Below are 20,837 nucleotides of genomic sequence, written 5' to 3'. Positions count from 1 at the left end.
GACGCCCATTACGAGGAAAGCGACGGCCCCATGGTGCTCAGCAGCTGCCCGACGTAGTAGTTGAAGATCGCCCCGCCCACGGCCCCGAAGCCTGCCGTGATGCCGACTACGCTGGCTACGTTGCGTACGGGGAATGCCTCGGCGATCACCACGCAGATCGTGTAAAGCCAGCTCAGGCACATGATGGCGATCAGGCTGAACGAGGCGATGATGGCCGCGACATTCCAGTACGGCGGCAGGGCGTTGAAATAGGGCGTGAAGATGCACAGGGGCGCCGCGACGGCCACCAGCGTCATCATGCGCTTGCGCGCGCGCAGAGGATCCATGCCCTTGCGTACCATTTTGTCCGACCATGCCGAGGTCAATACGCCGCCCACGGCGCCGAACAGGAACGGGATCCAGCCGACCCACCCCACCTGTATGAGCGTCAGTCCCGAATCCTCCTGCAGGTAACCGGGCAGCCAGAAGAGACAGAAATACCAGACCGGGTCGCTGACGAAACGGATGAGCAGCACGCCCCACAGCGTGCGCGTCTTCCAGAGCCCGCCCCACGTGAAGGCTTTGCCGTGGTGCCGGTTGGCGGCGCTTTCGCTGAGCGTGACGTCGAGTATCTCTTTGGGCGGGTCGGCGTAGACGGCCATCCAAACGATGGCGATCAGGATGCCGATGGCCCCGGCCAGGACGAAGACGTCGTTCCACGGAAAGATCGTCGAGAGCCATGCGATGACGATCGGGGCCACGACCGTGCCGATCGACCCGCCCGCCGTACAGAGGCTGTTGGCCGTGGCGCGCTGGCGTTTTTCGAACCAGACGGTCACGGCGACGATCTGCCCGGCGAAGATCGTGGGCTCGGCCAGCCCCAGCAGCCCGCGGAAAAATGCGAACTGTTCCATATTGGTCGAAAGGCCGCCTCCGATGCAGGCCGCCGACCATGCCAGGATGCCCAGAAACATCACCTTTTTCGGGCCGAACCGGTCGACCAGGATGCCCGATATGGGATACATGACGGCGTAGCATATCAGGAAGATGTTGACGATGAAGGCATAGCCGTCGTCGTTCATGTCGAAGGCCGCTTTGATCGTCGGCTTGAGGATCGAAAGCAGCTGGCGGTCGAGGTAATTGCAGATGATGGCGATGAAGATCGTCACCACGATCATCCATTTCCGTTTTTCCGGGTTGTTCAGCAGGTTCATGCGTGTCGTCGGTTGTATGTGTTTGCGTGCCGGTTAGCGTTGCGGGAGCCCTCCCTGGGCTTTGTAGCGTTCGTATCGCTGCATGAGCAGCGGGTGCCGCCCTTCACGGGGCGCATAGCGCCGTGCAGGGAAGTTGCAGAGCGCCCGCTGCGCCTCCTCCACCGAGCCGTAGCAGCCCGCGATGACCGTGGCGTAGACCACCGAACCCATGGCGCAGGCCTGTTTGCAGTCGATGACCGAGATTTCCCGGCCGGTTACGTCGGCCAGCAGCTGCATGACGAAGGGCGATTTCTGCGATATGCCGCCGATCCCCGTGAGGCGCTCGATCGCCACGCCGTTCGCTGCGAGGTGGTCGAGGATCGCCTTCGTGGCGAACGCCGTCGCTTCGGCCAATGCGTAGTATATTTCGGGCGCCGTTGTCGAGAGCCGCAGCCCCGTGAGCGTCCCGGTCAGCTCCGGTGCGGGGTACGGGTTGCGGCGGCCGTTGAGCCAGTCCGTCGCCAGCGGCATGTCCGCCCGGAGCTCCAGCCGCTCGGCCTCTTCTGCGAGCCTGCCCATGATTTTGTCGCGGCACTCTTCGGCCAGCCGCTGCCGGGTCTGCGCGTCGGGCGCCCCAGGCTGCACGAGCAACTCTTTCAGGGGCCAGCACAGCAGGTTCCTGAACCACGCATAGACATCCCCGAAGGCGGATAACCCGGCTTCGAACCCGACCATGCCGGGTACGATCGAGCTGTCCACCTGTCCGAATATCCCTTCGACGAGGCGTCTGCCCATCTCATCCGAAGGCATCAGCGCCATGTGGCAGGCCGAGGTGCCGAGGTTGAGTATGACCGTGCCGCAGCGGATTCCGGCACCTACGGCTCCCGCATGGGCGTCGATGTTGCCCACCCCTACTACGACCCCCTCGGGAAGTCCGAGCGCCTGCGCCCACGCGGGCGTGATCGTCCCCGCAGCGTGGTCGCACGTGCGGTTCGTCTTGCTGATGTTGCGCACGATGGGTCGCAATGCGGGGTCGAGTGCTTCGAAAAACGCCTCCGGGGGGAATCCTCCCCAGGCCTCGGCCCACATCTGTTTCGACCCTGCGGCGCAATGGCTTGCGCGTATCGCGGAGGGATCGTCCGCTCCGGTGAGCACGGCGGGTATCCAGTCGCAGAGCTCGACCATGGCATATGCGTCGCGGCGGAGCCGCCGGCTGCCGCGCAGCAGGTGCAGGCATTTGGCCCAGAAGCATTCGGCCGAGTAGTGGTTGCCCGAATGGCGGGCATAATTGATCTCGCTGCGGGCGCACAGGGCGGTGATTTCTTCCGATTCCCGCTGCGCCGTGTGGTCTTTCCACAGGACGAACATCGCGTCCGGATCGTCGGCGTATTCGGGGCGCAGCGCCAGCGGCGTGCACGTGCGGTCTACCAGGCACGGCGTGCTGGCCGTCGTGTCGACCGAAACCGCCCTGATATGCGGCGCCGCGTCGGGCCGTGCGGCCACCACTTCGCCTATCACGTGGCGCAGGCCGTCGAGGTAATCTTGCGGATGCTGGCGGAAGCGTGCCTCCGCCGGGGAGCAGTATTCCTGCCTGCCCCAGCGCGGATAGCTGAATACCGAGTCGGCGATTGTTTCGCCTGTCGCGGCATCCGCCAGAAGGGCGCGCACGGAATCCGTGCCGTAGTCGATGCCTATGACGTATGTTTCCTTCATGGTTTGTTAGGTGTGGATCGTGTTTTTTTTGCGGTTGGTTCCGGCTCCATTCCGGCGGGCCGGTAATGCAAAGGTAAAATTATTTTATTCTTTTTATGTTTATTTTATGCTTTATTGTTTCTTTTTTTTGTATTATTGTGTGTTTTATAGTTTTTATTTGTTTTTATTATGCTTCCATGTGCATTTCTAAATACCCGTTGGAGGCGTTGCAATTTAAGGAGGATCGGTATGAAACGGATTCTGATCGTGTGTGCCGCGCTGTTGCTGTGCGGTGTGGCCGCCGCCCGGGGGCGCGGCGTACACCGCGTGGCGTCGTGCAATATCCGGGTGGCCCTGCCGCAGGATGAGGAGGGCGGAAACGGCTGGTCTGCGCGTAAATATGTTTGCGAGCGGGTGATGAAGCGCTGCAAGGCGGATATCTATTGCCTGCAGGAGGTGACCGTCGGCCAGTACGATGATATGTGCCGGATGTTCCCGGGGTATTTCGTCTTCGGCTACCCGGGCCCCGAGACGGATGCCCTGCCCGACCGGGAGTACCACGGTATCGCTAAGAACCTCGTGATGTTTTCGAAGAGGCGCTACGAGATGACGGGCGCCGGGGTTTACTGGCTGTCGGACACCCCGCTCGTGGGCGGCTCCTCGTCGTGGGGCACGGCCCGCCCGCGCCATGTCAATTGGGTACGGCTCAGGGATCGCCGTTCGGGGCGCGAGTTCCGGGTGTTGTCCCTGCACCTCGACCATATTTCGCACGAGGCGCGGCTTGCGCAGGTGCGGGCCGTGGAGGAGGAAACGTCGCAGTATCTTGCCGGTGTGCCGCAGGTGCTGGCCGGGGATTTCAATTCCAGGCCTTCGAACCCCGTTGCCGGGGTGCTTGTCGGTGCCGGCTGGGTCGATGCGTTCGTCGAGGCCAATGGCGAAGATGCGGAGCATATGTCGTTCCACCGGTTCGAGGGCGATGCCTATAAGCCGAAGAAGGGGACGCCCGGGCGTATCGACTACATTTTCCTGAAAGGCACGGGTATCCGGGTCGTCTCCTCCGCATTGGTAAAAGACTGTGTCGGCGGCAAGTATCCCAGCGACCACTATTTCCTTACGGCGGATATCGTGATCGAATAGCCGTCGCGAAGGGGCGCATTGCGTATGCTTCGGTTGCGAATCCCCGGCTCGTGCATTGGACTCCGGCAGCTGTTGTCCCGGGATGGCTCGGGCGCATGACATCGTTGTCCCGGAATGAAACTCCCCGGCATACGGTCAGACTCCGGCAGTTGTTGTCCCGGGATTGTTCGGGCGCATGGCGGCCGTTGTCCCGGAATGAATATCCCCGGCTCGTGAATCGAGCCGGGGAGTTTCGTAATGTCTTTGTCGGAGCGGGGCGTCTGCAGCCGGGCATTGCAGGCTGGCGGGCGTCCCTGCCCTCGCCCTTTATTCCCGGAACCTGTACCGCCCTAGGTCGCGCAGGCCGAGCAGCAGTTCGCGTACGACGAGGCGTTTCTTCCCGGCTATCTGGATTTCCCCGAGGGTGATCCAGCCGTCGGCGCAGGCTACGCGGAGCAGCGTGCGGCCGTCGCTTTCGATGCTGCCGGGTTTTTCGCCGTGGGCGGCGGGTTCGAAAGCGGCCGAATATATCTTGGCCGCCTGCGGCATCTGTGAGCCTTCCCTGTATAGTTCCGTCCAGGCTGCCGGATAGGGCGACAGCCCGCGTACGAAATTCACGATCCTGCGTCCGTCCCACGACCAGTCGATGAGGCAGTCCTCCTTGAATATCTTGGGCGCCGGGTGCAGTGCCGATTCGTCGACGTGCTGCTGTTCGATGGGGCTGATGTCGCCTGCGGCGATCCTGTCGACGGTTTCGGTCACCAGCGACGTGCCCCTGTGCATCAGTTTGTCGTAGAGCGAACCCACGTTGTCTTCGGGCAGGATCGGCACCCGAACCTGTCCGATGATGGCGCCTTTGTCGATCTCTTGGTTCAGCAGGAAGGTCGTGACGCCCGTTTCCGTCTCCCCGTTGATGACCGCCCAGTTGATGGGCGCCGCACCGCGGTATTGCGGCAGCAGCGAGGCGTGGAGGTTGAACGTCCCCAGGCGCGGCATGGCCCAGATTACCTCGGGCAGCATCCGGAATGCGATGACGATCCCCAGGTCGGGCCGCAGTGCCTGCATCGCCGCGACGAATTCCGGGGCCTTGAGTTTCTCGGGCTGCAATACCGGCAGCCCCAGTTCGAGTGCGGCCAGTTTCACGTCGCTCCGGTGGAGTTTCTGCCCGCGGCCGGCGGGTTTGTCGGGTGTGGTCACCACGCCCACGACGTTATAGCCCCCGGCGACCAGCGCCCGGAGCGACGGCACGGCGAATTCGGGCGTGCCCATGAATACGATACGCAGTTCTTTCGGGTTCATCGTTGTCTGACGTTTTTCCGGCCTGCATCCCGTCGCCGGGCGCGGCCTGTTTCATCGCACGGGTTTATTGCTTGTCCAGCCCCAGCGTGTGGTGCATACGCTGCTCCTTGGTCTTCAGGTAGCGCAGGTTGTGCTCATTGGGGGCGATGACGATAGGCACGATCTGGTCGATCTTCAGCCCGTAGCCCTCCAGCCCTGCGCGCTTGAGCGGGTTGTTGGTCATCAGCCGCATGTGCTTGATGCCCATTTCGCGGATGATGCTCGCCCCGACGCCGTAGTCGCGTTCGTCGACGCCGAAGCCCAGCCGGACGTTGGCGTCGACCGTGTCGAGCCCTTCATCCTGGAGCTTGTAAGCTTTGATTTTATTGCAAAGGCCGATGCCGCGTCCCTCCTGCTGGAGGTAGATGATGGCACCCTTGCCCTCCCGTTCGATCATGCGCATCGCCTCGTGCAGCTGGTCGCCGCAGTCGCAGCGGCACGAGCCGAAGATGTCGCCCGTGGCGCACGACGAATGCACGCGTGTCAGCACCGGTTCGTCTTCCGTCCACTCGCCTTTGGTGAGCGCCACGTGCTCCAGCCCGTTGCTCTTCTGCCGGAACGGCGTGATGCGGAAGTCGCCCCATGCGGTCGGCAGGTCGACGGTCTCGCCCTTCTCGACGATGGATTCTTCGCGCAGCCGGTATTCGATGAGCGATGCGATCGAAATGATCTTGAGGCCGAACTTCCGGGCGATCTCCGTCAGTTGCGGCAGGCGCGCCATCGTGCCGTCCTCGTTCATGATCTCGATCAGTGCGCCTGCGGGCTGCAGGCCGGCCAGCCGGGCGAGGTCTATCGCGGCCTCGGTATGCCCCGGACGGCGCAGCACGCCTTTCTGGCGGGCACGCAGCGGGTTGATGTGCCCCGGGCGGCCGAGGTCGGTGGCCCGGGTCGCGGGGTCGGCCAGGGCGCGTATGGTGGCGGCGCGGTCGTGGATCGAGACGCCCGTGGTGCAGCCGTTGCCGAGCAGATCGACCGTCACGGTGAAGGGCGTGCCCAGCAGCGAGGTGTTGTTCTCTTCCATCATGTTGAGCCCCAGTTCGGCGCACCGCTCCTCCGACAGCGGGGCGCAGAGCACGCCGCGTCCCTCCTTGAGCATGAAGTTCACGATTTCGGGCGTGATTTTCTCCGCCGCGACGATGAAGTCGCCTTCGTTCTCGCGGTCTTCGTCGTCGACGACGATCACTATCCTGCCGTTGCGGAAATCTTCAATAACCTCTTCTACACTATTCAGAATCGTGCTTTTTGCCATTTCGTTTGAGTTTTATCGCGTTTTTCAATTTGTTGATCGCAGGTCGCATGCGCTCGTTCAATGCCTTGAGTCTTCCGGCATACCAGTCCGTGTCGAGCAATGCCGAGTCGTTGGTGGCCTTGTAGGTCAGGTATACGGCGATCGGCGTGAGGATGAACGTCGAGAGCCAGATGCCGTACACGGCTTCCCAGCTACCTTCCTTGGCCAGTTTTTCGCCCGAGAGGCTGATGATGTAGTAGATCACGAAGAAGATGATCGACACCACGACCGGAAGTCCCAGGCCGCCCTTGCGGATGATGGCGCCCAGCGGAGCCCCGATCAGGAAGAAGATCATGATCGACACGGGGAGCGATATTTTCTTGTGCCACTCGACCTTGCTGCGGTACAGCTGGTTGAGCGCCTCCTTGGCGGCCGACTCGTCGAACGAGAACATGTTGCGCGAGCTTTTGGCCAGCGTCCGCGCCTGGTCCCAGATCCGTTCCTTGTCGCGGAGTTTGAGTGCCGAGAGGGAGTCCATCGCCACGAGAGTGCCGAAGTTGCTCTTGTCTTTGCGCAGGCTGTCGGGCTGCGGCAGCACGGAGTTGTCGCGCGAGAATATCTGTTCCTTGAGCAGTGGTTCGTACGAACGGGTCGTGGCGTTGTTCACCAGGATTTCCAGCGAGTCGATGTCCTGCTGCAGCTCGTTGATGTTCTTGGTCTGGCTGTTCGAGAATTGGTTGGCGTCGCTGCGCTGCATGGCGAAGCCTTCCATGGGGATCGTCTGATCCTGCTTGTCGAAGATGTGGTGGCGCAGCCTGCTCTGGGTGAACCACTGGCTGTTGCGGGTCTGCTCGTACATTTCGCCGTTGAAAAGCGTAACGAGCAGGAACCGCTTGTCGTCCGACAGGCGGATGTAGCCCGAGTCGGCCACGATGGTGTTCATGTTGCCGTCGGCAAGGCGGTTGTCGTAGATCAGCACGTCGCGCAGCAGGTGCGTTTCGGGTTCCTGCCGGCTCACGCGGATCGACATGTTGTCGATGCCGTTGAAGAACAGGCCGTCCTGGAATTCGAGGCTCTGTTTCTGCTGGCGGATGTCGTAGATGATGCTGTACACCTTCTTGTTGGCATACGGCACGAGGTTGTTGCCGATGAAGAAACTGCCCACGGCGATCACGCTCACCAGGATGATGAGCGGCTTGGTGATGCGGACGAGCGACATGCCGGCCGATTTCATCGCCAGCAGCTCGTAGTTCTCGCCCAGGTTGCCCATGGTCATGATCGCGGCCAGCAGCATGGCCAGCGGCAGCCCCAGCGGGATCATGTTGGCCATGAAGTAGGTCATCAGCTCGATGATGATGCCGGCGCTCAATCCCTTCCCCACCAGTTCGTCGATGTAGCGCCACACGATGTTCATCATCAGGACGAACATCACGATGAAGAACGTGAGCACCATCGGCCCGAGGTAGGCTTTCAGTACGAGTTTGTGGATGGTTTTCATGCGGCGGCTCCGGCTTTTTTCTGACGCAAAGGTAATAGTTTTACCATAATAAGCGTAAGGGTGAGGGTAAATATTATGGCCGCCCCGGGCGGAACTTCGAAATTGTAGCTTGCCACCAGCCCGGCCACATTGCCCGCCACGGCGACCAGCGGCGCGCAGAGCGCGATGGTGCGGTAGGATTTGGAGAGGGCGTTGACGATGGCGACGGGCATGGTGAGCAGCGAGATGAGCAGCACGATGCCCATGATGCGGATCGAGAGGACGATCGTGACGGCGACCAGCGCCGCCATGGCGTAGGAGATCACGCGCGTAGGGATGCCGCGGCTGCGGGCGAAGTCGCGGTCGAAAGCCACGTACATCACGGGGCGCAGCCACAGCAGAGCCCCGGCCATGATGGCCGCGGTCAGGATGGCGAGCGCCACGACGTCGCCGTGCGTCACGGTGACGATGCTGCCGAACAGGTAGGCCGAGAGGTCGCCGGAGGTGTAACCCGGCCTGAGGCTCATGAAGAGCGCCCCGACGGCCATGCCCACCGACCAGATGATGCCGATGGCCGAATCCTCGCGGATGCGCCCCCGGCTCCCGGCCCACTCGATGCCCAGCGCCGAAAGCACGGCGAAGACCATCGCCCCGGCTATGGGGTTGGCTCCCGCGTAGAAAGCTATGCCCAGCCCGCCGAACGAGGCGTGCGTGATGCCGCCCGCGAGGAAAACCATCCTCCGGCATACGACGTAGGTGCCTACGACGCCGCACGTTATGCCCGAGAGGACACATGCCGCCAGCGCATTCGACAGGTAGCCGTAATGGATCAGATCGCTGAAAAATTCCATCCTCGTTCTCTTTATTTGCGCGCAAATTTACGTTTTTTACTTGGATAATTTAGTTCTTGGATATAGAAAAGCATTCGATTTTTTTTATATTTGCGGTTGGATGCCTGCTTGTTTTTTCGGTATCCGCACGATTAACCCCATTTATTTTCAAATTTTTTACATTTTTACATTTATGCGTACATCTTTATTTCTCGGCATGACCGGATTCGCATTCCTGACGACGTTTGGTTTGCAGGGGTGCAGTGATGACGATGGTGGCAATGGCGGCAAAATCCCCCCCCCCACGATTAATGTTGAGGTGGGTGATGTAACCCGTACAACCGCATCATTTACAATTACTACGAACGGCGCAGCCGACTATGCTTACGCCGTATTGCCGGCATCGGAAACGATTGCCGATGCAGAGGCTCTCTTCGAAAACGGTACCGTAGCCATGTTCGAAGGTGCCAAAAAGGCCGAGGTCAAAATCGAAGACCTTTCTGGCGACACCGAGTACAAGCTCTATGCCGCCGCACGCAACCTCAACCCTTTCCTTTACAGCGAACTCGTATCCGAGTCGATTGACACGCATGTCGCCTACACCGACATGATTACGCTCGAAAGTGTCAAGACTACTTCTTTCGCCTATCATATCATGAAGCCCGAAGGCGTGGCCAAGTACAAGCACGTCTGCCTTTCCAAGTCCGACTACGATTTCATTGCAAACCTTGTCGGTGCTACCCCGGATTCTTATGCAAGTGCTTTCGGTACGGAAGCGACCGAGGACGAAACTTACGTTTTCGAGACCACCTTTTTCGACACGAGCGGCTATCGTCAGGATATTTACTCCGATATGGAGTTTATCATCATAGCCGGTGAAATCGACGGCGAAGGGCAAGTGGCCAAGGATGCAGCGAAGACGCTCGTTTTCAAGACCAAAAAAGCCGGTACCGCCCCATATGGTATCGATGTCTCTGTGAGCAATATCGCCTCGATGACGGCCGATATAACCATTAAGCCCGAGGAAGGAATCGAGCGCTTCCGTTATCATGTGAACACGAAGGCGGAGTTCGATTATACCGCTTTTGAGGGCGAGGCTTCCGTTCGCCGTATGATTATCGGCCATTGGGACGATGTTTCGAACGAAAGTTCGGGGGCTATCACTGTCAATGCAAAGGGCCTTAAGCCCAATACCGAGTACCAGGTCGGGATCGTAGGGTTCGATAAGGACATGCGCGAGAAGTTCCTGCTCTACGACTTTACGACGGGCGAACCTACCGGGCCCCTGCCCGAGCTGACTGCCGAGCCCGTAACCGTCGAAACGCCGTGGAACAAAGCAGCCTTCAAGATCAAGACGACCTATACGGTCTCGATGGTGGCCGGAGTTTTCCCGAGGGGATCCATCGAAGACGTTCTCAGCCGTCCCGGTAACGAGGCGCTTACGGCCGGCGATGTCATCGCTGCCAACGGCACTTCGTTAACCCCGGAGCAGGTTGCTGCTGCTATGAGTGAAGAGGGGCTTGTCATCGAGAGCGACGTGCTCACGCCGAATACCGAGTACGAGTTCGGTGTTTATGCGACGAATGAGGAAAGCGTGGGCGTTTCCGTAGTGAAGGATTTCGCGACAGTTTCGTTGCCGCAGTTCGATGGGAATGGCGTGCGTGCGAAACTCCCCGGCAAATACACCGCGACGACCAAGGATCTCGAAGGCAAAACGGTGACCTTCTCCGTTACTATTGCCACGGGTGTGAACGAGGCGACCGAAAAGGCTTACCACGATATGAACCGCCTGGTCGTATTGGGTTTTGCTCCGTGCGGTGTTGAGTATGCGGATCCTGAGAAGTTGCTTGCGAACGGCTGGGTTGCGAACAAAGAGGAAGCCGATGCCGGTTACGGCCCGAAGTGGTTCATCGAATTCAACAGTGACAACACGATTTCGACGAGCGCCCCGAGCGACGGGATGCTGGATTACACGATGGCGAAGTTCAACGGTAAGGAACTCTATTTCCGCGGTTATGCCAAGCGCCCTACCAGCGATCGCTACACGGACACGGCGATAAGTTTCCCTATCGAAGTGGCGGACGATTTGACACTGACGGTTAAGAAAGTGGTCGATGAGTCCGAATTCGGCACCTTTATCTATTATCCCGGTGTGATGTCGGGTACCAGCCAATGGTATGGCGATATGGCTTTTGCGGCATCGGACGAGATCGTCCTGACGCGCGATGCCGACCAGGGCGCCGAGCCGGCAGCCGTGAAGAACGTGCGGCAGGTTAGCCTGCCCGAACGGGTGACCGTGAACCTCGATGCCGCTCCTGTGGCCGACAGCCGTCGTATTGCGGCAGAACGAATGATGCGTTAATCCTTAATAAAATACTTTAGACATGAAGAATTTGTTTGGATGGATGCTGGCGGCACTGCTGGCCTTGACGGTCGGTGTGTCGTGTAGCGACGACGATGATTTGAATGAAGGTGCGGGGATTGCCTCTCCCGCATGGAAGGCTGAGAACCAGGCCGTGATCGAAGGCGAGACGCTCGATTTCGAATTTACCGCCGAAGGCCGGTGGACGGCTGTGAGCTCGGCTGACTGGTGCGAGGTGAAGACTCCCTCGGGTGTGGCAGGCGAATCGCTGCTGAGGTTGAAGGTCGCCAAGAACAACCTTGCCGAGGCGCGTACGGCCACGATCACCGTCCATGTGAAAGGATACGCCGCATCGGCCTCTTTCGTGGTGAAGCAGGCCGAAGGTACAACCGAGCAGGGGGATGGTAAATACCGCTCCGTGAACGAATGGGTAGCGGACTATATGAAGAACTTCTACTTGTGGAATCGTCCGATCGAAAACCTCTTCCTCGATTACAGCCTTAGCTACGACCGCTTTTTCACCTCGATCCTCGACGGCGTAGCTGCCCAGGATGACGTGAACCACGACGACGGCTTCTGGCAGGGGCAGAAACGCATGTACTATTACTCTAATTTGCAAAGCGATGCTCCCGTGTCGCGAGCTCCGGGACAAACGCAGTCCGGGTCGGGTATTTATCTGTTGCAAGCCACCCGCCTCGGTACAGACTATATCGGGTTTGCGGTTATGGCGGTCGTTCCTGGGACGCCGGCTGACGACGCGGGACTCGTGCGCGGCGATTTCATCACGTCGGTCAACGGCGTGGAGGTGACCGATGCCAACTACAAGACGCTGGGCCAGTATGTATACGACGGGTCTGTCGAGATTGCGGTTAGCCAGGTGACCTGGGAAGATAACGGAAGCACTCCTGTGCTCAGCTCGAAAGGCAACATCCAGCTCGGGGCCGCTTCCTTTACCGATCCGGCCATCTACATGGACAAGGTGGTCGGCATCGATGGCACCGAGAAAAAAGTGGGATACCTGCTCTATATGGGCTTTAATATCGACTATGACGATGAGTTGATGGCGGCATTCGAACGTTTCCGCCAGCAGAACGTCACCGACCTGATTCTTGATTTGCGCTACAACAACGGCGGCGATGTGCTTTCGAGCGCCGTGCTCGGTACGCTGGTTGCGGGCAACGACTACAAGGGACAGGTTTATGCACATACCACGTTCAATGAAGACCGCACGGAAGCCGGTGAAGGCGGTGACTACAAGATCGGCGTCAAGGAAACAGTTGAGCGCATATACGAACCGCTCGAAACGGCGCTTCAGCATGCTGTGGGGTTGAAGAAGATATATGTGCTGGTGAGCCAGACGACCGCTTCGGCCAGTGAAATGGTGATCAATGGCCTGCGTGGTCTGGACATCGAGGTCAACCTCATCGGGCAGACCACCAACGGCAAGAACGTAGGTATGGAAGGAGTGATGCGGTCATTCTACAATCATGAGTTCCTGCTCTACCCTGTTACCTTTTACGTTGAGAACGCCAAGGGGTTCCGGGATTATTCGACGGGTTTTGTCCCCGATGTCGAGATTGACGATTCGGCGATCTACCCGGGGGAGTTCGGTACAATGGAAGATCAGCTCGGCTATATTGCGCTGGTGTGGATCAAGAGCGGCAAGAAGCCGGAACTCCAGGCTTCGTCGTTGACACGCGGCGGGGGCAGTCCGATGAAGCCTTTCGGCGACTTGTGGGATATCCGTCCCATACGACCGATGGGCGGTGCCGTCATGCGTCCCCGGACGGACGAGTAGTGTTCCGTTTTTCTTATGCTGCAGAGGCGTCCGTACAGGGCGCCTTTGCTCTATTTATCTCGGTCTGTAATTTTTTTGTTGAAAAGACGCCCCTTTTCGTACGGTTTTCGTAATTTCGCCCAGCAAAACACATATTTTATGCAACAACGCCGAGTCAATTTCCATACCCTGGGTTGCAAACTCAATTTTTCGGAGAGCTCCACCCTTGCCCGGGAGTTCGAAGAGGGCGGTTTCGTCCGCGTGGCACCCGATGCTGAAGCCGATATATGCGTCGTCAACAGTTGTTCGGTGACCGAACATGCCGACAAGAAATGCCGTAACCTGATCCGCAAGCTGCACCGCCGCAACCCCGGTGCCATCATCGCCGTCACGGGGTGTTACGCACAACTCAAACCACAGGAGATCGCGGCAATCGAAGGTGTGGATATTGTCGTGGGTAACAACGATAAGGGCGATTTATATAAACGTGTGCTCGAACTTCCGGGCAAAGGCCGTGCGCAGGTTTACAGTTGCGATGCCGATTCGCTCACATCGTTCTTCGCGGCCTTTTCGAGCGGCGACCGCACGCGGGCCTTCCTCAAGGTGCAGGACGGCTGCGACTACAAGTGTGCATACTGTACGATCCACTACGCCCGCGGCGGCAGCCGGAATATGCCGGTCGCCGATCTGGTCGCCGAGGCGCGCCGGATCGCGGCGGCCGGACAGAAGGAGATCGTCCTGACGGGTGTCAACACGGGGGATTTCGGCCGGACGACGGGCGAGAAGTTCATCGACCTGCTGCGGGCGCTGGACGGCGTGGACGGGATCGAGCGTTACCGCATCTCCTCCATCGAACCGAACCTTTTGACGGACGAGATCATCGCCTTCTGCGCCGCTTCGCCGAAATTCCAGCATCATTTCCACATCCCCCTGCAGAGCGGTTCGGACAAGATCCTGGGGCTGATGCGCCGCCGTTATACCACGGCGCGCTTCGCCGACCGGATCGCCGCCGTACGCGCGCTGATGCCCGACGCCTTCATCGGCATCGACGTGATCGTCGGTTTCCCCGGTGAGACGGAGGAGGATTTCCGCACGACCTACGACTTCCTTGCCGGGCTGGAACCGGCCTTTCTGCATATTTTCCCCTTCTCGGAACGTCCCGGCACGCCGGCCGTGGAGATGCCCGGCAAGGTGCAGGCTTCGGTGGCGACGCGCCGCGCGGCCGAGCTGGAGACGCTGTGCGCGAAGCTGCACGGGGCATTCTGCGCCCGTGCCGTGGGGAGCGAGGATTCCGTGTTGTTCGAAAGCACGCGGCGCGGGGGCATGATGTTCGGCTTTACGGGCAACTATCGCCGGGTGAAGGCTCCCTACGACAAGGCCCGCGTCAACACCGTTTGCCGCGTCAGGCTGGGGGCTATGGACGAATCTCACGACCTGATGGGTGAAATTCGGGATTAAATCATTATATTTGCCACTACAAAATTCATAAAGAGTATGACGGGTTTGCGCAAAAGGGTGACGGTGGGCTTCCTGAGCATCGTATGCCTGCTGTTTTTTTCGGGCATGGTCTCGTTCGTGGAGCTGAGCCATCTGAGCCGTGACACGGGCGAGATCCTCAAGGCCAACATGCGTAATATCGAGCTGGCCAAGGAGATGCTCGACGCCGCGCACGAACAGAACGTGGCGCTGATCCGCCTTTCGGTATTCGGCGACCGCTCGTGCGACAGCCTTTGCCGCCGGAGCCTCGAACGGCTGGAGAATACGCTGCTCGTGGCACAGGACGAGGCGCTCGAAAAGTCGTTCCTCGACTCGCTCGCTTTCGCGACGACCGAGCTGCGCCTGCTGACCGACAACTACCTGGCCTTCGGAACTGCTGCGCCGGAGGTGCCGGGGCCCGTTTCCCCCGATTCCGTGGGGGTCAAATGGTATAACGACGAGTACGTGGCGCTCTACGGGCGCCTCACGTCGGCCATCAAGAACTATATGACTTCGACGCAGAGTTCGCTGGCGCCGCGTGCCGAGCAGATGAAGAAGAACGCCTACCGGGCCGTGACGCCCGTGCTGATCTCACTGGCGGTGATGATCGCCATCGTGCTGATGCTCTATTATTTCATGTCCGTCTACTGTGTCAATCCCATCCTGCGCATGAACAAGGGGCTGGGCGATTACCTTTCGTTCCGCGTGCCGTTCGTCGTCAAGGCCGACTGCAAGGACGAAATGCTGGAGCTCAAAGAGAAGATCGAGACGCTGATCACCATTTCCAAGCAACCGAAAGCCTGATGCGATGCGAGTAGACGTGGTATTGCGATATGTCGGGGTCGTGATGATATTCATCGCGCTGTTCATGCTCCTGTCGGCGGGTATCTCCTACGTCAGCGGCATGGACTCGGCGTTCTACCCGCTGCTCCTGTCGTCGTTGCTCACGGCCCTGCTGGGGGCTTTCCCGCTGATTTTCGTGGAACGTACGGAGCAGATCACCAACAAAGAGGGCTTCTGCGTGGTGGTCGGCTCGTGGCTGGTGGCCTGTGTGGTCGGGACATTCCCCTACCTGATCTGGGGCGGGGAGTTCAGCCTGGTAAACGCCTGGTTCGAAAGCGTTTCGGGCTTTACGACCACCGGGTCGACGATCCTGAACGATGTCGAGGCGCTGCCCCGCGGGTTGCAGTTCTGGCGTTTCTCGACGACCTGGGTCGGCGGTATGGGCGTGGTGATGTTCGCGCTGCTGATCCTGCCCTCGCTGGGCCGCAATAAGTTGACGCTCTCCAATGTGGAGCTGTCGACGCTCGCCAAGGACAATTACCGCTACCGCACGCAGATCATCGTCCAGATACTACTGGTGGTCTATGTGGGGCTTACGGTGCTTTCGACCGTGCTGCTCAAGATGTCGGGCATGAACTGGTTCGATGCGCTCTGCCACGCCATGTCGGCCTGCGCCACGAGCGGATTTTCGACCAAGAACGCCAGCGTCGCCTATTTCAACAGTCCGATGATCGACACGATCCTGATTTTCACGATGGCCACGGCGGGTATTCATTTCGGGTTGATCTATGCCACGGTGACGGGCAAGCGCAGCAATATTTTTCGTTCGGAAGTGACGCGCTGGTACCTCGGCATGCTGTTCGCGGGCGGGCTGCTGATCGCCGTCAGCCTCCGTGTCGCGGATATCTACCCTGCTTTCACGTCGGCTTTCCGCCACGGGCTTTTCCAGTTCGTGTCGGTGGTGACGACGACCGGGTTTGCGACGGCCGATTCCAACCAGTGGACTTCGTTCGCGGTCATCCTGCTGATTTTCGGTTCGATCGTGTGTGCCTGCGCCGGGTCTACCGCGGGCGGTATCAAGACCAACCGGCTGGTGCTGGCCATGAAGATGATGCGCGCCCGCCTGCGGCAGCAGCAGCATCCCAATGCGATCATCCGCCTCCGCCTCGACGGCGTTATCCAGGAAACGGAGGCGCTTCATTCGGTCATGATATTCATCGTGGCGTACCTGATGCTGATACTCGCCGGCACGGTTTTCGGGACGATATTCGGCGTCGACCTGATGACCAGTTTCTCGGGGGCCGTGGCGTCGATCGGCAACGTCGGCCCGGGCTTCGGCGAGGTCGGCTCGATGGACAATTTTTCGGCGCTTCCCGGGGTGTTCAAGCTCTCCAATTCGCTGCTGATGCTGTTGGGGCGTCTGGAAATATTCGGATTCATACAACTCTTTTTCATTAAATGGTGGAGGTAACCGAGATGGTATTTCGTAAGGTTTATATAGTGTTATGTGCGGCGCTGCTGGCGGCGGGAGACCTCTGTGCGCAGCAGGTTCGCGTGGAACCCCGTATCGCGGGGCTCGAGGGCAACCGGGAGTACATGTCGCTTCTGGAACAGGATGCGCAGTTGCAGATCCGCGAGGACTCGATCGTCAATGCCGTGGAACGCGCCCGGCAACAGTTGCGCGAAGACCCCGCGAACAGGCAGCGCTATTCGCAGGAGATCCTGCAGCTCGAAAGCCGGATATTCGAGGTGCGCAATGCCAAGGGGCGCCTGATCGACAAGATCAACACCATCGAGCAGGAGTGGGTGCTCGCCAACCTGAACGGGGCGGCGCAGCAGCCAGCGGAGCCTGTCGCGGAAAGTCCCGCAGGGGCGATCCCTGACTCGCTCAAGGTGCGCAACCTGGTTTTCAACCCCTATTTCCGCGAGCAGCTGCCCGAGGCCGATTATGCGGCCCTGCGCAGGGCGCAGGGGATGGAGCTGGACGCCGTGGACTATGTGAACCGCTATTTCGCCAACTACGGGACGATCCGCGAACTGGCCGAGGCCTATGCCGCGGCGCAGACCGAGGCGGATGCGGGCGAGATTTACGACCGCTACAATACCTTGCAGGGTTTCAACCGCGTGCTGGCCGATTCGCTCGCCGAGGCGTGGAATTATATCGCCGACAACAAAGGGTATGCCTATGGCTATCTGATGGACAAACTGGGGCAGGATGCCATCCTGGCGCGTGAGGAGGAGCGGCTTTCCGAGGCTGCCCGCGAACTCTCGGCACTGCGCGGCGAGGTCGCTTCGGATGCCGTGGCCGATTATTTCCTGCGCAAGAAAGTCCTCGTGGGCTACGAAACGGCCGTGGCCGGCCTGCTGGGGCTTACTTCCGCCCGCGACTCGCTGCGCGGCGTGGCTGCGCAATTGGATGGCATCGACTTCCGCCTGCCCCGTATCGACGTGGCGCAGCGCTATTTCCTCGACTACGACAGCATCGCGTTCTCCGCAACGCCAAAATACAGCTACCAGCACCCGATCCCCGAGTGCAGGGTCTACGAGCACGGGACGATCTACCGTATCCTGCTGGGCACGTTCAATACCAAGCGTGCCGTCTCCACGTTCCGGGGGGCGTATCCGCTCTCCTATCTGGTCGGCGAGGATAAGAAATGGTGCTACTATGCCGGGGGCTTCGCAACCCGGGAGGAGGCCGAGGCCGCGCAAAAACTCTTGAAATCCAAAGGCTTCGTCCGCCCCGAAATCGTGGTGTGGACGGACGGCGCCTACCGCAACCTTTCGCGTGACCCCGAGGCGCAGCAGATTGCCTACCGGGTCGAAATCACCGGTACGGAGGCACTGCCCGACGTTGTCAAGACCGTTATCACCGAGGCGGCCGAGGGGTGCGAACTCTCGCGCGTGGGACAGCAGTTGTTCGTGGTGGGGATGTTCGACGACAAGGCCGTGGCCGACCGCGTGGCCGCCGCAATAATACAGGCAGACCCGTCTTTGGAAATAAAAGTCGCCGAAATTGCGGAATAATTGAATTTATTGCCTATCTTTAGTGCAATGTTCAACAACTCCTTATGACGATGTTCTATATCATACTCCTGATCGTATTGGGACTGCTTTTCCTGGTGGCGGAATTGGTGCTGCTGCCCGGCGTGTCGATCGGTGCCATCCTGGCGCTGGTTTGCTACGGCAGTTCCATCTACCTCGCTTTCCGCGATTACGGCACCGTAGCCGGGGTCGTAGTCATCCTGGCTATCCTCCTGCTTTCGCTCGTCGCCACGATTATTTCCCTGCGCGCCAAGACCTGGCAGCGCTTTTCGCTCAAACAGAGGGTCGATTCGTCGAGTATGCCCGCGACCCCCGACCAGGAATTGCAGGTGGGCGACCGCGGCATGACCCTTTCGCGCCTTTCCCCGATGGGTACGGTCGAGGTCGGCGGCAAGGTCTACGAGGCCAAGTCGCTGACGGCCTATGTCGACCCGCGCCGGGAGGTCGAAGTCGTGGGCTTCGAGAATTTCAGCATCATCGTAAAGACCGTGAAGGATCGGCACGCTTAGCCGGATAATCGGACGGGGATGGGATATCTCAGATTCTTTGCATTGCTGGCCGTCGTGGGGATGGCTTGCGATTCCCGGGCGCAGGGAACGAAGGAGGTCTGGCTGGACGAGCTGGATCTCTCGTGCTGCATTCAGGACTGGGGCTTGCCGCAGGCCGACCGCTCGGTGCTGGATACTCCCCTCACGGTGGGCGGCGTCGTTTACGGCCGCGGCGTGGGAACCCATTCGATCAGCCGTATGCTGTTCGGGCTCGGCGGCGATGCCGTCTCCATCGCCGGGGCGGTGGGCGCGGACGATAAAAACCTGTTCGCCGGGAAACACCGGTTCAAAATCCTCGGCGACCGGAAGGTGCTGTGGGACAGCGGTGTGATGCGCAAGGGCGATGTTGCCCGTGCGTTCGACGTCGACCTGTCCGGCCTGGACAAAGTCCTGCTGCTGGTCGAGGAGGCCGGCGACGGGATCATGTACGACCATGCCGACTGGCTGGAGGTGAGGATCTCCACGCGCGGGGAGGTGAAACCCCTGCCCGTCTGGGCCAGGCCGATCTCCAAGGGTAAATATATCCTGACCCCCGCGAGCCCCGAAACGCCGCAGATCAACAATCCGCTCGTATACGGCGCCCGCCCGGGCAATCCCTTTCTGATGCCTGTCATGGCCAGCGGCAAACGCCCGATGGCGTACGGGGCGCAGGGGCTTCCCGAAGGGCTGGAGCTCGATCCCCGTACGGGCCTGATAACGGGCCGTGTGCCCGCCGAAGGGGATTTCAGGGTGCTGCTGACAGCGGAGAATGCCCTCGGGAAAGCCGAACGGGAGATATTGCTGAAAATAGGGCCGCAAATCGCCCTGACTCCGCCCATGGGCTGGAACAGCTGGAATTGCTGGGGGTTCTCGGTCGACGACGCGAAGGTGCGCGATGCCGCCCGCGCCATGCACGAAAAACTCCTGGCCTACGGATGGACGTATGTCAATATCGACGACGGATGGCCGGCGGATACGCGTTCGGCCGACGGCAGGCTCCTCCCGAACGAAAAATTCCCGGATTTCAAAGGCCTCAGCGACTACGTCCACTCCCTTGGGCTCAAATTCGGCATCTACTCCTCGCCCGGGCCCACGACCTGCGGAAATTATCCGGGGAGCTACCGGCATGAACTCACCGACGCCCGGACTTGGGCCGAATGGGGTGTGGATTACCTCAAACACGACTATTGCGGCTACCTGCAAATCGAAAGGGACTCCGAGGAAAAGACGATCCAGGAACCCTACGTGGTCATGCGCAAGGCGCTGGATCAGGTCGACCGGGATATCGTCTACTGCGTGGGCTACGGGGCTCCCAACGTGTGGAACTGGGGCGCCGAAGCCGGCGGCAACCTGTGGCGTACGACCCGCGACATCACCGATGAATGGAACGTGGTGACGGCGATCGGCTGTTTCCAGGACGTTTGCGCGCAGGCCACGGCCCCGGGCAGGTACAACGACCCCGATATGCTGGTGGTCGGCCGGCTGGGACACGGCTGGGGTGCCGATGCCCACGAATCCGAGCTGACCCCCGACGAACAATATGCCCATATTTCGCTGTGGGCCATCCTCTCCGCCCCGCTGCTGATCGGTTGCGACATGCGGGCGATAGACGACTTCACGCTCGGGCTGCTGACCAATTCCGAAGTGATCGCCGTGAACCAGGATCCGCTGGTCGCCCCCGCCGTCAAACGGGTCGTCCCCAACGGGCAGGTGTGGTACAAAAAACTCTGCGACGGTTCGTATGCGCTGGGATTTTTCCAGTTGGATCCCTATTTCGTGCTGTGGGATCAGGACGAGGCGGAAGCCATCCAGGAGCAGAACTACGAATTCGAATTCGACCTGCGGGAGCTCGGGATCGGCGGAAAAGCCGAAGTCCGGGACTTGTGGCGGCAACGGGACTTGGGTACATGCACGGGCACGCTCCGGGCGCTGGTGCCCTACCATGGGGTTTCGCTGGTCAGGATAACGCCCGTGGAGTGAGCTCGGGCCGAAAGGTGTAATTCAAGGATAATTTTCT

Annotated in this window: 15 protein-coding genes; 9 read left to right on the top strand and 6 right to left on the bottom strand. The window is 60.0% G+C overall.

The window, feature by feature from the left end:
* Positions 1-8 precede the first annotated feature (8 nt).
* Together B3C38_RS11340 and B3C38_RS11335 are read right to left on the bottom strand one after the other, a co-directional pair.
* Positions 9-1,193 (bottom strand): MFS transporter, encoded by a 1,185-nt coding sequence (locus B3C38_RS11340; RefSeq protein ID WP_286727147.1) that lies wholly within the window; start codon positions 1,191-1,193, stop codon positions 9-11.
* A gap of 33 nt (positions 1,194-1,226) precedes the next feature.
* Positions 1,227-2,885 carry a ribulokinase gene (locus tag B3C38_RS11335; protein WP_286727146.1) on the bottom strand — a complete coding sequence of 553 codons (1,659 nt, stop codon included), beginning with the start codon at positions 2,883-2,885 and terminating at the stop codon, positions 1,227-1,229.
* Positions 2,886-3,113: 228 nt separating this feature from the next.
* Here B3C38_RS11335 and B3C38_RS11330 point away from each other — a divergent pair, with 228 nt between their 5' ends.
* Complete coding sequence (locus tag B3C38_RS11330; RefSeq protein ID WP_286727145.1) at positions 3,114-4,001, top strand: endonuclease/exonuclease/phosphatase family protein; 888 nt, start codon at positions 3,114-3,116, stop codon at positions 3,999-4,001.
* A 306-nt stretch (positions 4,002-4,307) separates the two neighbouring features.
* On the opposite strand, the gene fmt is transcribed toward B3C38_RS11330, so the two are convergent.
* From fmt to B3C38_RS11310, 4 genes are all read right to left on the bottom strand, one after another.
* Entirely contained in the window at positions 4,308-5,279 is a 972-nt protein-coding gene (gene fmt, locus B3C38_RS11325; protein ID WP_286727144.1) for a methionyl-tRNA formyltransferase, read from the bottom strand.
* Between the two features lie 64 nt (positions 5,280-5,343).
* The gene (locus tag B3C38_RS11320; protein ID WP_018695847.1) at positions 5,344-6,567 is read right to left on the bottom strand and encodes a bifunctional 3,4-dihydroxy-2-butanone-4-phosphate synthase/GTP cyclohydrolase II; all 1,224 of its coding nucleotides are present in this window, start codon (positions 6,565-6,567) and stop codon (positions 5,344-5,346) included.
* The gene (locus B3C38_RS11315) at positions 6,542-8,044 is read right to left on the bottom strand and encodes an LptF/LptG family permease (protein ID WP_286727143.1); all 1,503 of its coding nucleotides are present in this window, start codon (positions 8,042-8,044) and stop codon (positions 6,542-6,544) included. The genes B3C38_RS11320 and B3C38_RS11315 overlap by 26 nt, the downstream gene beginning before the upstream one ends.
* A complete protein-coding gene (locus tag B3C38_RS11310) occupies positions 8,041-8,874 on the bottom strand; it encodes a metal ABC transporter permease (protein WP_286727142.1) in 834 nt (277 codons plus the stop codon). The genes B3C38_RS11315 and B3C38_RS11310 overlap by 4 nt, the downstream gene beginning before the upstream one ends.
* A gap of 172 nt (positions 8,875-9,046) precedes the next feature.
* On the opposite strand from B3C38_RS11310, the gene B3C38_RS11305 reads away from it, so the two are divergent.
* The 8 genes from B3C38_RS11305 (at position 9,047) to B3C38_RS11270 (ending at position 20,800) form a co-directional block, all read left to right on the top strand.
* Positions 9,047-11,215 (top strand): hypothetical protein, encoded by a 2,169-nt coding sequence (locus tag B3C38_RS11305; protein ID WP_286727141.1) that lies wholly within the window; start codon positions 9,047-9,049, stop codon positions 11,213-11,215.
* A gap of 22 nt (positions 11,216-11,237) precedes the next feature.
* Positions 11,238-13,013 carry a S41 family peptidase gene (locus B3C38_RS11300; protein WP_022333067.1) on the top strand — a complete coding sequence of 592 codons (1,776 nt, stop codon included), beginning with the start codon at positions 11,238-11,240 and terminating at the stop codon, positions 13,011-13,013.
* Positions 13,014-13,151: 138 nt separating this feature from the next.
* The gene (gene mtaB, locus B3C38_RS11295) at positions 13,152-14,450 is read left to right on the top strand and encodes a tRNA (N(6)-L-threonylcarbamoyladenosine(37)-C(2))-methylthiotransferase MtaB (protein WP_286727140.1); all 1,299 of its coding nucleotides are present in this window, start codon (positions 13,152-13,154) and stop codon (positions 14,448-14,450) included.
* 36 nt (positions 14,451-14,486) lie between these two features.
* On the top strand, positions 14,487-15,272 hold the full coding sequence (locus tag B3C38_RS11290) for a hypothetical protein (protein WP_286727139.1): 786 nt from the start codon (positions 14,487-14,489) through the stop codon (positions 15,270-15,272).
* A gap of 4 nt (positions 15,273-15,276) precedes the next feature.
* Positions 15,277-16,722, top strand: a complete 1,446-nt coding sequence (locus B3C38_RS11285) for a TrkH family potassium uptake protein (RefSeq protein WP_286727138.1) — start codon at positions 15,277-15,279, stop codon at positions 16,720-16,722.
* Complete coding sequence (locus B3C38_RS11280) at positions 16,710-18,275, top strand: SPOR domain-containing protein (RefSeq protein WP_286727137.1); 1,566 nt, start codon at positions 16,710-16,712, stop codon at positions 18,273-18,275. Before B3C38_RS11285 ends, B3C38_RS11280 begins: the two co-directional genes overlap by 13 nt.
* Positions 18,276-18,319: 44 nt before the next feature.
* On the top strand, positions 18,320-18,802 hold the full coding sequence (locus tag B3C38_RS11275; protein ID WP_286727136.1) for an NfeD family protein: 483 nt from the start codon (positions 18,320-18,322) through the stop codon (positions 18,800-18,802).
* An 18-nt stretch (positions 18,803-18,820) separates the two neighbouring features.
* Positions 18,821-20,800: an NPCBM/NEW2 domain-containing protein gene (locus tag B3C38_RS11270; protein WP_414630911.1), complete on the top strand. Its 1,980-nt coding sequence runs from the start codon at positions 18,821-18,823 to the stop codon at positions 20,798-20,800.
* The last annotated feature ends 37 nt before the right edge of the window (positions 20,801-20,837 follow it).

This window comes from Alistipes sp. UBA1686 (assembly GCF_002320215.1).
In the GTDB taxonomy this organism is placed as follows: Bacteria; Bacteroidota; Bacteroidia; order Bacteroidales; family Rikenellaceae; genus Alistipes; species Alistipes onderdonkii.
The sequence above is the reverse complement of the archived record's forward strand: the minus strand, read 5'-3'. Positions and strand labels throughout refer to the sequence as shown.